The 13,545-nt window shown below is 58.3% G+C and carries 9 protein-coding genes and 1 pseudogene; 3 read left to right on the forward strand and 7 right to left on the reverse strand.

The features are described from left to right. Positions 1-39 precede the first annotated feature (39 nt). Complete coding sequence (locus D8U69_RS13005) at positions 40-972, reverse strand: NAD-dependent epimerase/dehydratase family protein (RefSeq protein WP_056854935.1); 933 nt, start codon at positions 970-972, stop codon at positions 40-42. A gap of 554 nt (positions 973-1,526) precedes the next feature. Here D8U69_RS13005 and D8U69_RS13015 point away from each other — a divergent pair. Then, positions 1,527-2,933 (forward strand): DUF2252 domain-containing protein, encoded by a 1,407-nt coding sequence (locus D8U69_RS13015; RefSeq protein ID WP_130907451.1) that lies wholly within the window; start codon positions 1,527-1,529, stop codon positions 2,931-2,933. 194 nt (positions 2,934-3,127) lie between these two features. On the opposite strand, the gene D8U69_RS13020 is transcribed toward D8U69_RS13015, so the two are convergent. The 4 genes and pseudogenes from D8U69_RS13020 to tssI form a co-directional block, all read right to left on the reverse strand. Continuing rightward, the gene (locus D8U69_RS13020) at positions 3,128-3,397 is read right to left on the reverse strand and encodes a PAAR domain-containing protein (protein WP_130907452.1); all 270 of its coding nucleotides are present in this window, start codon (positions 3,395-3,397) and stop codon (positions 3,128-3,130) included. Then, positions 3,394-5,073, reverse strand: coding sequence for a DUF2875 family protein (locus tag D8U69_RS13025; protein WP_130907453.1), 1,680 nt, complete (start codon positions 5,071-5,073; stop codon positions 3,394-3,396). Before D8U69_RS13025 ends, D8U69_RS13020 begins: the two co-directional genes overlap by 4 nt. Next, positions 5,070-7,103, reverse strand: coding sequence for a DUF3274 domain-containing protein (locus tag D8U69_RS13030; RefSeq protein ID WP_130907454.1), 2,034 nt, complete (start codon positions 7,101-7,103; stop codon positions 5,070-5,072). The genes D8U69_RS13025 and D8U69_RS13030 overlap by 4 nt, the downstream gene beginning before the upstream one ends. Before the next feature lie 202 nt (positions 7,104-7,305). Then, a pseudogene (tssI, locus tag D8U69_RS13035) lies at positions 7,306-9,792 on the reverse strand (type VI secretion system tip protein TssI/VgrG); the annotation flags it as partial. A 535-nt stretch (positions 9,793-10,327) separates the two neighbouring features. On the opposite strand from tssI, the gene D8U69_RS13040 reads away from it, so the two are divergent. Beyond that, positions 10,328-10,594, forward strand: a complete 267-nt coding sequence (locus tag D8U69_RS13040; protein ID WP_056854928.1) for a DUF6124 family protein — start codon at positions 10,328-10,330, stop codon at positions 10,592-10,594. A gap of 100 nt (positions 10,595-10,694) precedes the next feature. Here the strand turns inward: D8U69_RS13040 and D8U69_RS13045 are convergent, their stop codons facing one another. Together D8U69_RS13045 and D8U69_RS13050 are read right to left on the reverse strand one after the other, a co-directional pair. Then, the gene (locus D8U69_RS13045; protein WP_130907455.1) at positions 10,695-11,528 is read right to left on the reverse strand and encodes a phosphatase PAP2 family protein; all 834 of its coding nucleotides are present in this window, start codon (positions 11,526-11,528) and stop codon (positions 10,695-10,697) included. Continuing rightward, positions 11,525-12,196: a histidine phosphatase family protein gene (locus D8U69_RS13050; protein ID WP_056854926.1), complete on the reverse strand. Its 672-nt coding sequence runs from the start codon at positions 12,194-12,196 to the stop codon at positions 11,525-11,527. Before D8U69_RS13050 ends, D8U69_RS13045 begins: the two co-directional genes overlap by 4 nt. A 241-nt stretch (positions 12,197-12,437) precedes the next feature. Here D8U69_RS13050 and D8U69_RS13055 point away from each other — a divergent pair. Continuing rightward, positions 12,438-13,545, forward strand: a 1,108-nt coding sequence (locus tag D8U69_RS13055; protein ID WP_130907456.1) for a methyl-accepting chemotaxis protein, incomplete at its 3' end; no start/stop codon positions are given.

Below are 13,545 nucleotides of genomic sequence, written 5' to 3' on the forward strand. Positions count from 1 at the left end.
CAGTACTGCTTGAACGTCGGACAGCTTAAGCCGACCGAGTTACAAACTGCGGATGAGTTGCGCTAGACCGTTGCCGATGGAAGTCGGTTCCGGAAGATCAAAGCGTTCGAGCAGGCGAGCATTATTGGCGCGCGAATGGCGAATGTCGCCTTGACGTGGCGCCTGTTTGTTTACCGTCAAAGGATTGCCGGTGGCAACCCCCAGTTCAGCGATCAAATCATTGAGGCTGGTGGAACGGCTGAGGCCAATGTTCACCGCTCCAGGACGCGGCTCACTGGTCTCCACGGCTTGCAGCAGGATGCTCACCAGGTCCAGGACATAGACGAAGTCGCGGGTCTGCTCACCGTCACCGAAAATCGACACCGGCAGTTGCTTCAACGCCCGCTCGGTGAAAATGCTGATCACACCGGAGTACGGCGAGGACGGATCCTGGCGCGGGCCAAAGATGTTGAAGAAGCGCAGGATCACCGGCTCCAGGCCGTGTTCACGGCGATAGAAGTCCAGGTAATGCTCACTGGACAACTTGTCGCTGGCATAGGGTGTGAGTGGCGATTTTGGCGTGTCTTCGTCGATCGCCGAACCTTCGCCGTTGTTGCCGTAAATGGCAGCACTGGAGGCGAACACGACGCGCTTGATACCGGCCTTCAACATGCTTTCACAAACGTTGAGCGTGCCGACGAAATTGCTTTGGTGTGTACCGACCGGATCATCCACCGACGCTTGCACCGAAGCCACCGCCGCCAAATGAACGACGGCACTGCAATCGCGCATCGCTTGGGCCACTGCGGCACTGTCTGCGACATCGCCAACCACCAGGTTCAGGTTGGCATTGTCCATCGGCAGGTTACTGACTTTGCCGGTCGACAAGTTATCCAGCACTCGAACCTTGTAACCCTTGGCCAGCAACGCTTCTACAAGGTGCGATCCAATGAATCCCGCTCCGCCAGTAACCAGTACGCGCTCAACGAACATGAAATTTCTTCCTGAAGATTCAAGCGGACGCTCCTTTTTGAAGCCCGCTGACGGTGTAGGCATTTGTATCGTACTGCGGTTGCGAACCATGGGGAACTGCCCAGTCACCACCGACATTTTTATGGCGCAAGGCCATCAAAACGCGGCAGATAATGGGAGATCCCACGGACACTGTCAATAGCTTGTCTACTTTGCCGCCGTACGGCAAATAAAAGCGCGATTCCGTCATTTTATTGACGACACAAATCGGATCCATTCGGACAAACATACCCGCCCGCTCGCGCGAATCAGCCAAACGTCAGAGCAAATGGTGCCGCAGCCTGTTCAATGGCACCGACGACATGTGTTGCCTGTTCTCGATACTGAGGATAACGCGCAATCACCACCTCAACAGCGGCGAGCATTCTCTGAATGCGCTCCCTCGGCTTTTCGATTTCGCAGTTTTGTGCAAACTCAACAAAAATACAGGCGCCTAAAGCGCAGAATGATTATTTTGCAAAAAGCCCTTCTACACTCAATCGGCAAAGCCACTCTCCCCCGCCGAACGAGCCCACATGAGCCTCCTCAAAGACCGCTTCAAACAAGGCAGAGATGCGCGCAAGAAATGCCCCCGCAGTGCCCACGCGACGTCGGGCAAAGCCAAGCGCGATCCGATTCCGCTGATCAAGGCATCGAGTGAGGGGCGGATCAAGTCGCTGGTCGAGTTGCGTTACGGGCGCATGCTGGAGTCGCCGTTCACCTTTTACCGTGGCAACGCGCTGTTGCAGGCGCATGATCTGGCAGACACGCCTGATATGGGATTGGTCTCGCCGATCTGTGGTGATAGTCACCTGATGAACTTCGGTGGTTTCGCCACACCCGAACGCAACCTGCTGTTCAGCGTCAATGACTTTGATGAAGTTCATCCAGGGCCATGGGAGTGGGATGTAAAGCGTCTGGCCACAAGTTTTGTGGTGGCCGCCCGCGACTTGCGCCACGGCAAATCGGTCGAAGATTCGATCTGTCATGAGCTGCTGGGGGCCTATCAGGAGACCATGCTCGAGTGCGCCGAACAAAGCACCCTGGAGACCTGGTACGAGGCCATCACCTACGGCGATTTGCGTGAACAGGCGAGCAAAAACACTCTGGAACACGTGCAACGTGCCATCGACAAAGCCGAACATCGTACCCATGCCGAACTGCTGCCGAAAATCAGCGAGCGCGATAACCACGGTCGCCTGATCATTCGCGATGATTTGCCGGAAATCTTTCACCTGCACAACAACACCACGTTGTTGGATGCCGACGATGACTGGTTGCGACTGTCTGACTGGCGACCGTTGTTCGACACGTTCATGCGCGACTACCGCGGCACGCTGCAAGCCGACCGTCGTGAATTGTTGTCACGCTTCACCGCTCAAGACATGACGTTCAAAGTGGTGGGTGTCGGCAGTGTCGGCACCCGTTGCATGGTGGCGCTGTTGACCGACGAACAGGAATTCCCGCTGTTCCTGCAATTCAAGGAAGCACGCCGTTCCGTACTCGCCGATTACGTGAAAGCCAAGTCGCGGGTCCGCCATGAGGGGCAGCGCGTGGTCGACGGTCAGCGCTTGATGCAATCGGCCAGCGATCTGTTCCTTGGCTGGACCACCGGCCCCAGCGGTCGTCACTTTTACGTGCGTCAGTTACGCGACATGAAGGTTTCGGCCGAACTCGAAACATTTGATGCAGAGGCTTTCGCAGCCTACGGTCGACTTTGCGGTCGCGCCCTGGCCCGCGCCCATGCCAAATCGTCCGGATACGCCGCGCAGATCAGCGGCTACATCGGCAAGGGCGAGGCGCTGGCCGATGCGCTTTACAAATATGCCCAAGGCTATACCGAACAGAACGAGCGCGACTTCGAGGTTTTCCAGCAGGCCTGTCGCAAGGGTCGTTTGCGTGCGCGATCGGAAGCCGATTTTGCGGCGGATCATTTGCCCTGACCGTCCAGAGATGTCTGGCCCGTGGCGTTCCTCCAGATGAACTTTTCTTCACCCCACCTCGAAGCCACAACCTGTACATTGGCCTCGCTCATTCAAGAAACTACGGTTTGCCCGCCCTCCCGCGGGCTTTTTTTTGTTTGATCAAATGAAGCTGGCAGCACCTGACCATCCTGATGCGTCACAGTGGTTTCGACCTAACTTACCCGCACATGCCGAGCATTACTCGCGACGCCATGACAACCGCAGGCCAGTCGATGGCCCTGCAATACGATCGGAATGCCGTTCATACGCCGGCGCGGATGCCCTTCGACGAAGGCAAACTCGCCCAGATGCAGCGGACACTTGGCCTTATCGCCCAATACCGCCGGAGTTTTTCCATTGAGGGTATGCGTGCCTTCAAGCTGGCAGGAAACCACGGTGCCGCCACTGCTGGTGGCGTCGCCCAGGCAGATGGGATGGCTCATGGTTTGTCTCCCGGCATACGAAACCTGAACGGGTCAGCCCCGTGGGTTTGCTGGTTTTTCGCTTTGCGGGCTTCGTCCGGCGGGCGGACCATTTGCACGGTGACGCTGCCGTCCTCGCCGGTGTACACCACCGCGCTGACGCCGCCTTCCTGATAACTGGCAATCGTGGCCAGGTTGATTTCGACCAGGGCGCTGCTGACGCCGGTGTTGCCCAGGCGCCGACCGATGTCGTAGCCCTCGTCGACATTGCCCAATTCGAGACCGGCTCCATCGACATTGAGGCCATGCAACGCGATGGTCAGGGCGATCTCGCCAGGGGTGTTGTCGGTGCTGTCGTAAAACACTCGTGCCGGTTTTTCACCTTTGGGCAGGGTTTCCACTGCCTTCAGCCAACCAGCTTGCAGGGCTTTGGCCTGTAGTGCGGGTTTGAGCGGTTTGCCGTTTTCGTCACGCATCGGGACTTTGATCGGGCGGTGCAGGTAGCCCAACACCGGGGCTTTATCGAACTCCTTGACCTGATGCTCGGCCCAGCGCACCGGTAGCCATGGGGAAGGTTCGAAATGGCCGGGGCCTCGGTTGCTCAGGGTTTGCCAGAGGGTGGGGAGTTGGGATTGCCAGTAGGTGGAGGACATGGTGGTAATAGGACGAATATGACCTGTAGTGCCTTTTGCACGCTCACTTTCTTTATACCAATCAAGAAATGCATCATCTCGACTCCAGTAGAACGCCCACAGCTTGCCCATGTCGGTGCTTGTGTTCTGGTTGTCTTCCGAGTCTTGGGTGGCAAAGGGACGGATGTAGCGGTCTACCGGATCTGAACGGGTGAGCAGCAGGCCGGTCATACTTTCGTACACCGCTGGCACGGCATGGATATTTTGCAGACCTGGTGTGCCGGCCACGCGAAGACCACTTCGGGTCACATCACCATCCTCGCTCACGATCAATGCTTGCGGTACCTGTGGATTGTCGTCGAAGAACTTGTATAGGCGCTCGATCATGCTTTGGGCATGCGAGGCATTGTCCGCGTCTTGCCAGAGAAACAGCGTCACGCCCAAGGTGGCGACATTGCGTCCATCTGAAATATTTGCGGCGGCCCCCACGTGTTCCGGCTGCTTGGGCGGTGCGATTGCAAACACGGGAATCGGCCAATAAGCTACCGAATCGCTGGCCGCATGCGTAAAAGCGACACGGGTATTGATTCTCGCCGTGATTCTCCGAGAGTTAACAGAGGCATCGTAATCCTTGGGGTCTCGTGAATAGATCGAAGTGAAATTGTTATTGGTCTTTTTGATTTCTCGCCAAATTGAAGATTGATGCCAATTGTCGACTGCGAGTCCAACTCCCCGTATTTCCAACGCATAAGTACGCTCCTGGGTAGCCATGCGCTCGGCACTTTCAGCCATGACTTTTGATTTGTAGGTTTCAAGCTCTGCGTCTTGGTAGGCTTCGGCCTTGCCGAGCCAGTGGAAGCTGAAGATCAATATCAGCGTGCCAAAAATACTCGCTATTCCCTTAAGCATCGCGGCGCTCACGTCCCCTAACTCCCTGTTTTCAGCCTGAGCTGTGTAGATGATGAACAGCAAGAAACCAAGCCAAGTCGCTATCAATATCCCGGCCGTCCAGAGATAACCCTTCAAGCGCGGTCGCTGTGATTTGCCCTGCCAGCGATCCCTCATGGGTGTACTCCTTTTCCCAATGAAGCCATCACCAGTTGCGGCGGTGTCAGCGAAACCAGCTCATTTGAGGGAAACTTGCCCTTGTCGTAATACAGATAGCTGGCCTCCACCAATGCTTGAGCCTCAGCGCTCAGTCGCGACCAACCTTCCATCTGCACCACCTCATCAAAGAACCGCTTTTTTTCCATCTTCCAATCCGCAATCGCCACCAACACCTCACGCATCACCGGATCATCCAGGCACCTGGCCTGCCCAATCGCAATGTCCATCGCTGTCACCCAGCGATGGTTCTCCGGGCTGCGCAATACCGCCGAGTGATAGCTGTTGTCAGTCCATTCCTTCTGGTCAACCTGCATGCGTGCACGGATTTCGTTAGGGGTTTCCTCACGGTAGATGCGGTAGTGGTCCTTACGATTGAGCATCGGGTTGCCGGACACCGGCGTCTGGCGCAGGGCCCGGGTCTGGTCGTCGGGCTCTTTGCCGTGATTCCAGCGAACAAGCCCATCGTCCAGGTCGAGTCGCTGGTCACTGTTGGTCACATAAATCCATTTGAAAGTGGCACCGGGGTTGCCCAATGCCGCGTTTTGCGACACCGCATCCGGTCGATCCTTTCCGGCCTGATGGCTAGACCCCGTCACGGCTTCGCCGCCAAACATCTGCGGCGCATGGGGTGGATGCAGTTGTTCGGCATTGATGGTGCGTTGCTGGCCTTTGCGAATTCCGGTTTGCGAGGCTAGCGCTGCGACCGAGCCGCCACCGGGATAGCGCGGCTCGCCTTCGACGCGGGTGAAGTCCGCCTGCGGCGGCTTGCCCACCAGTACCGGCTCACCATCACGCAGGCGCCTGGTCCACAGGCGTTGGTAGAAGCGCATAGATTGCAGCGCGGTCATGGCCGGTTGGCCATCGGGCAACGCGTCCGGCACGCCGTACGTGCCGATGCCTTGCACATCATCCAGTGCTACGGTGGTGTCGTCCGGGCAGAAATACAGATAAACCTTGCCGCGGTTGTCGCGCTCGGGAAACACCAGGGTGTTCCCGTCTGCGCCCAGACGCTCGCCTTGTTCGGGTGACCAGCGCGGCCCCGTGCGACCGCCATAACCCGGTACGCCATAGCGCACGGCGCTGAGAGGCGGTTGCGTATGGGGAAATTGAGTGGTGTGTTGCACGATGTCGAACAGAGTTTGCAGGGTCTGCGAATTTTTCGGGGTCGCACTCGGCAGTACCGAGTAGGGCGAGGCCACCATGATTGCGCAGTCGGCACAGCGTTCACCGCGATCCACCAGCATGGCCTGGGCGAGCAAGGTGATCAGCGTGCCCTGGCTGTGCCCCATGATGGTGATGGTTTCATCGGGTGAGACGCGGCGAATCTCGCTGACCAGCATCGCCAGCCGGGTCGCGGCCAGCACGAAATACCTTCGATGCGGCGCTTTGCCCATGTACAGGGAGTTAGGCATGGTCGGTTGAACCCAATGGCGCAGCCATTTGCCGAACCCTTCTTCGTACATTTCCAGCAAATTGTTGGTGGCGTTGGCGAAAAATCCGCCGCCTTTGGCGAAGTGACGATCCAGACGATTGTCGAATCGGTCCAGGAATTGATCGCGCAAGCGGGCCGGATCGCCATTTTTATCGCGTTTGATTTCGCCGGATTCGGCCCGGTAGCCCCAATAAAACGGAATCAACAGGCTGCGGGTCTTGGGGGCCTCTGTATCGCGCTGGTAAAGATAAGTATCCGGATCGTCGAGTATTTGCCCCTCGTTGTCCTTCCACTCCTTCCTGGGCGTACTGTTAGCCTCGTTGTACTTGGCCCCATACCGCCCCGCCTTCAGATCCTGCCGATCCAGCCGCTCGTTAACCCCTTGGCACAACCCGATTTCCACCGACTCGTAGGATGCCCCGGGGTCATTCACGCCGTGCAGGAAAATCACCACGCCAGGCAGGTCTCGCGGCACCGCAATGTTGCGATCCGTCGATCTATTGGGCAGCAAACGACTCGTGCCGGTGGCGATCACTGTGTTGTCCGTATGGCTCATGCTTTCGATATCCTTTTGAAATCATGTTTCTGTGTCGATCACTGGGTCGACACTTTGCTTAGCTTCCGTCGGTACGGTTGTCTGATCCGACGCTGAGGTCAGAAGGGCCTGCTGAGTCGGCCCCGATACTGTTCGGGCCCGGGTTCGCTGCCTGTTGGGATGAATGGCGAAAAACCTCGAGATTGGCGAGTAGCATCTCTGTTCGCTGGAGCAACTCGGTTAAACCCTCGGCACCTGTGATGCCTTGCACCAGGCTGCCGTCCTCCAGGGCGATTTTGTAGGGTTGGCCTTGAACGATGGCGCCTGGATCATCTTCGTAGTGCAGTCGATGCCGTTGGTCCGCACCGTCCCGACCGAAAACTGGAAGGGCAGCACTGTCGGTTTTCGGCCCCACCCAGTCATGCTCGCCGGCATGCACAATCGCCTTGCCCTGCGTACCGATCTCCACCCCGCCACCGATCCTGATGTAGCTGCCGTCATCGGCCACCAGGCGGATGGTGGGGGCGGTGATGAGCAATTCGCCTTCGACCGCCGACAGGTGCAGGTTCTTTTGTGCGTTGAGCACCATGTCGTCGTCCTGGGCCTGCACCAACACCTTGCCGCGATTGGCGATGGCGCTGATGCCCTCGTCCTGGGCGAAGGCGCTGATGCCTTTGCCGGCTTGCAGGCGCATGGCCGCGCCGCTGCTCAGCTGCAAATGGTCCTGGGCGGTGGTGTCGTGGTTTTCACCGGCGTAGTGCACCTGCGAGCGCGGCGTGGCACTGGCAATGCCGGCTTCAGCCGCTATCGCGACCACCGGTTCGCCCGGACTGTTGCTGGTCGGTTCAGGCCATTGACTCAACGACTGGCGCAACGCCTCGATGCCCTGGGTGTCGATCTTCGGGCTGCCACGGGCAGCGGCGGTCTGGCCGAGGGCCTGGAACAGTTCGCCGCACTCGGCCAACAGCTTGAGCAGTTCTTCGCGGTCCAGTTGTGAGCCCTGCGCATCGTGGCGAGCGTAGGTGGTCAACAACAGCCCTTGGGCCGCCCGCAGGGCAATCGCGGCATCGCTGCGCAGTTCGGCGCCCTGGCCGCGTGGCTGGGCCTTGCCATCGGTGCGCGGGGTGACGAGCTTGCCCAGGTTCAGCGCGGTGGCCTGATGGGTCGTGCCCAGTCGGGCGCGCAGCGCGCCGGGTGTATCGTCGAAGAGCAATTCGTTGAAGCCCTTGCCCTGGTGTTCCCGGGTCTGGATCCCGGATAAGGTTCGATTGCCCGGCAACCCCGAGGCGTTACTGAAGTGCGGCGGAAAATGGTCGGCGTTGTAGAGCACCGACGTCACCAGCGGCCGGTCGATGTCGCCGCCGAGGAACGTCACCAGCACTTCCTGACCGATGCGCGGCAAAAACTGGTGGCCGAAGCCGGCGCCGCCACTGGGCATGGCAACCCTTAGCCAGGTGGTGCCTTGTGCGGCATCCTGTCGACGCTGCCAATGAAAGCGAACCTGCACACGCGCCAGCTCGTCGGTGAAAACCTCCTCACCTTCCGGACCCACGACAATGGCAGTGAGCGGCCCGGAAATCGTCGGTCGCGGGGTAATGATCGGTGGGCGAAAGGCAATCTTGTGGCGGATGCAGACGAAACGGTTGTCGTAGTTCGCCGGTTGATCCGTCAGATAGTTGTTGCGGCCTTGGTGCTCCACCTTGATCAGGAGGAACTGGCGATCATCCACGGGATCAGCATCGTGATCGAAGTGCTGGGTCAGTTCGAAGGTGTAACCCGGCAGCAGGGCGCGACAGTTGCTGGCGCCCTCAAACGTCTTGCCTTGCACTTCCATGGCTTCGAGTCGATGACGCACCAGCGCTTCGCCCTCTGCGGGCATACCGTGGCTGTAATGACCGGGAAAGTCGTAGATCTCATAGGCAGGCACATCGCCCTGGACGTTGAGGCTGGGCATGCTGACCGGCAGCGGATTGCGCGGTTGCCGGTAGTCGAAGGTCTGGATGGCCATCTGGCCGGACTGCAAAACCCGCTGGCTGCTCCAGCGGGTGATCGAGTCGGCGGTCTCGGTGACCGCCGCGCTGTGGTAGCGGATCCGCGGTTGTTGTATCAACGGCTCAAGGTTGCGGGAGTGGTCAGTGATGATCAGGCAGTGTTCTTCCTTCGTGTGAGCGAAGTAGAAGAACAGCCCTTCACGTTCCAGCAGGCGCAAGACGAAATCCAGATCGCTCTCGCGGTACTGGGTGATGTAGCTGTGGGACTTGAGCGGCTGCTCCAGACGGAACTCAAACCTGGGCAGCACGCCATAGTGGGCGAACACCGTGCGCAGAATGTCTTCGATGCTCTGCTCTTGAAAGATCCGCGAGTCGACGCGTCGGGACAGCATCCACAGCCAGGGGCTCAAGGTGGCTGAATAACAAGCCAAACCACCATCGCTTTTCTGCAGGCTGAACCGACTGATGTAGCCGTGAATGTAGCGCGCCTCGCCAGTCGCCAATTCAATGTCGAGCAGTGCGGGTTGCCCGATCAATGACTTGAGTTCCAGGCGGGCATCCTGACTGAGCAGCGACAACTCGAAACTGAATAACGTCGACAAACTCTCAGTACCGGAAAAGCTTTCGAGCAGCAGTTCTTGCTGGCCCGGCACCGGGGATGTGAACCTGATGAGACGCCGGTTCTGTGGCGAGAATATTTTTGTCAGTTCCATTAACAAACTTCCTGCGTCCTGAACAACCGGTGTTCGCCAACCGTAGCGCTCCTGCTACTGGCGAACCCCAAACACGGGAATTAAGAGGCTTTCGAAATAGTTTGTATGTAAGACGCTTCCTTTTTTACGAATTCTGAACGACGGATGTGAACGCGAAGGCTATGCCAAGGCGTATCTGAACATTGAGGGACGATGGCAGGATCACGCCTCGGGTGACGCGTCCTACAGACGCTCAGAATGAGCTGAAAAATCCCACAGGTTTTTCAGGTTGGCGGTCGGAAGTGGGCTCTCTAGTCTTTTGTTGTCGCTGAAAAAGTCAGTGATCGGGTGTGAGAACCCCGGCAACTTATGGTCATCCAGTGTCAGTAATCGCATAATCGCCGCCAGCTAATCTGCTGGCCGTGAATGCGTTATGGCGGCTGTGTGCGGGCAGACTTCGGTCTGGCCGGGTGTCCATACCGGTTTTCTCACCCCGTACATAGCTGCCACCTCTTCGCCGCGTGAGAAACGGAAAGTGGTGGCCTCAGCAAGAGGTATGTCTATGGACAAGCTAATCCCCGATCCGCCCTTCGAAACCGAAAAGCCCTACAGCCCAAGCCCGTTCTTCACAGTCCTTCCGGACATCAGCACCGAAAACCTCCTCGTCCACGCCTGTGAGTCATTGGCCTCAGCCAGTGTCATGACCAATGATTTCGCCACCTTCCTGACCGGCACTCAGCGCAACACCGCATTGGCCATCGCGCAGATCATCATGCTGGCGGAACTGGCGGTAAACCGGGCGCTGGATAACGTTGATCCGCAGGTATAAATCTGCGCCACCGCATAATTGTTTGTGCACAAAAGCTGCGAACGGCATCAATCCAATGTGGGAGCAACGTCGCTCCCACATTGGAGCTGTGCGAACCGTCTCAACCAACAGGCTGAGACTCAGCCACCACTCTCGGTTCTTCGACCTTTTGCAGCACCGGCATCTCCAACCGCACCCGCCCATAAAACGCCAGCGCCGTCAGCAGACAGGCGAGCCACACAACTATCCCGGCCCAGAACGTGTGGGACATGTAGTGCCAGCCCTGCAGCACCCGCGTGGTGCCGTAGACGAATCCCAGCGCCAGCGAGCCGTACAGGATTGCCTTGGAATAACGCCAGCGATAACGCCGTGCCACGAAGTACAACGCCAGCAGCGTGAAGCCCCCCGAAGCATGCCCGCCCGGCCAGCAGCGACCGTCACCGGCGACCTTCAGCAAATCGAAGTTTTCGTACCACTCCTTGTGCTCGATCTTGCCGCCGTACTGGGTGGTTTCAATGGGGCAATACACACTGGTGTGGCCCTTGAGGTAGTGGATCAAACCGGTGCTGATGGAAAACGCGAACACTACGTAGAGAAAATCCCGTCGATGCTTGCTGGCAAACCGCAGCACTGCCGCGACTTTTATTTTTTCCAGAAACGCGATGATCTTCGGATGTTTTTCCGCCTTCAGGCGCGGCCAGAGGAACGACAGCAAGGCGCCCACGATGGCGATCTCGCCGGTCCAGTTCGGAATGATCCGTGCCCATTTATGCGTGATCTTTTCGAACAGATGCACATGGTCCAACGGGAATGTTTGCGTTACCGGATCAAAGAAAAGATTGCTGAAGGCGATGTCGATGCGGGTCAGATCGAACGTCAGGAACACCAGAACCGCACAGGCCAGCGGGATACCGAAGTTGACCGCATAAAAGCGATAACGGGAGAGTGAATTCATTGGATTGTCACCGAGCGCCAGTCCGAAGCATCGATCAGGCCGAGCATGCGTGGCGCTTGATGTTCTGCCGCAGTGATGAACAGCGAGGCGCCGTAACCCGGGGTGGCGTTCGGCTGTTTGAGGTCTTTCTCCAGTTGCACCATGCATTCGCTGTGCGTCACCAGTATCAGATTGCGCCCCGCGACTTTGTGCGCCAGCGCATCGCGCAACATGGAACCCTTGCAGTCGACCAGCCAGTCGTCACCGCTGCTGACCTTGTTGAACATGTAACCGGCCGTTTGCGCCGTGCGCAGTACCGGGCTGTTGTAGATGTCGGCGCTGTCGAGCCCCAACTGGGCGAATCGCGCACCGACGGCCAGCGCAACGCTGCGCGAACGATCGGTAATGCCATCGTTACCCATCAGGCAAGCGGCGCGGGAGTGATCGCAGCGTTCGACATGGCGTACCAGCACAATCAGGTCGCCCCTGGCCCACTCCGACAGCATCGCCCGGGCACCGGCGACATTGCCGTGAGCCAGGTCCGGCACGGCGGCCGGCCGTAACAGAAACACCGTGAGGGGGATCACCAACAGCGCCGAGGCCAGTACCACCGCGGCATTGCGATAACGGGCAAAACCGCTCAAATCGATCGAGCGGTTTATTCCGAACAGATTCAGTCTCAATTCCACATCAAGCCGCCTCGCCGGCATGCAACCTTTGATTCAATGCGGCGAAGGTAAATAGATTGGCGTCGGCAGCCGGTGAAACGCATGTGAAAAAAACCTTGTTACACGATCCCTCCGACAAAATCCTTTCAGCTCTCGCGATGGCTGCCGATACAGTCCGTCTACACCGCATGCTGGCCCCCAAAAACAACAATCTTCCAGCCAACCGACGATCGAGAAACATTACGTTCCTGGAGGAATTTTGATGAATAGCTGGTTCGGCAATATCAGCGTGAACCTGAAACTGGGCCTGGGGTTTGGCCTGGTACTGGCCTTGACCTGCGTGCTCGCCCTCACCGGCTGGACCAGCCTGGGCAGCCTGATTGACCGCAGCAACTGGATGAGCGACATCACCCAGCTCAACGCCGGCCTGACGAAGCTGCGCGTGGTGCGCCTGCAATACATGCTGGCCAACGGTGACGAAGCCACCGCACAAAATGTGCAAACCACCCTCGACGCGTTTTCCGCTCAACAGCAAGCTTTGCTGGTCAAATTCAAGAGCCCGGAGAATCTCAAGCTGCTCAGGGAGCAAGGTACTGTCATCGATGCCTACAAGACGTCCCTGAACAAAATGCGCGGCGCTTATCGCGCTGGCAACAGTGCGCGCGACGTCATGACCACGAATGCCGAAACGGCCAGCACGCTGATCAACGACATCAACATCCGCGTACAACAAATGCCGTCGAGCGAGCAACGCTTCGAACAGTTCCAGGCCATCACCGCCGCCAAAGAAGCCTTCCTCCTGGCCCGCTACGAAGTGCGTGGCTACACCGCCACCTCCAACGCCGAGACCGAGCAAAAAGCGCTCGCCCAACTCGACTCCGCGATCACCAGCGTGAAGTCCCTCAATGCACACTTCGCCGACGCGCAACCAGACGAACTGGGTCAACTCGAAAACGCTTTGAGCAACTACCGCAACGCCTTGCAGGCTTACAAAACCGCGAACAGCGATATCGTGCAAGCGCGCAAGGAAATGACCGACCAGGGCGCAGCCATCGTCAGCCTGAGCGAGCAGCTGTATCAGATCCAGCTTGACCGTCGTGATGCCGAAAGCGCCAAGGCCCGCACCCTGCAGCTGGTCAGCACGCTACTGGCATTGCTGGTGGGCATCATTGCCGCGGTGCTGATTACCCGGCAGATCACCGGCCCACTGCGCGACACCCTGGCGGTGGTCGATCGCATTGCCAGTGGCGACCTGTCCCAGGACGTCAAGGTCACCCGCCGCGACGAACTCGGAGTTTTGCAACAGGGCATCGCACGCATGGGCGTGACCCTGCGCGATTTGATCAGTGGCATCCGCGACGGCGTCACCC

It is taken from the genome of Pseudomonas sp. Sample_16 (assembly GCF_004307665.1).
Taxonomy (GTDB): Bacteria; Pseudomonadota; Gammaproteobacteria; order Pseudomonadales; family Pseudomonadaceae; genus Aquipseudomonas.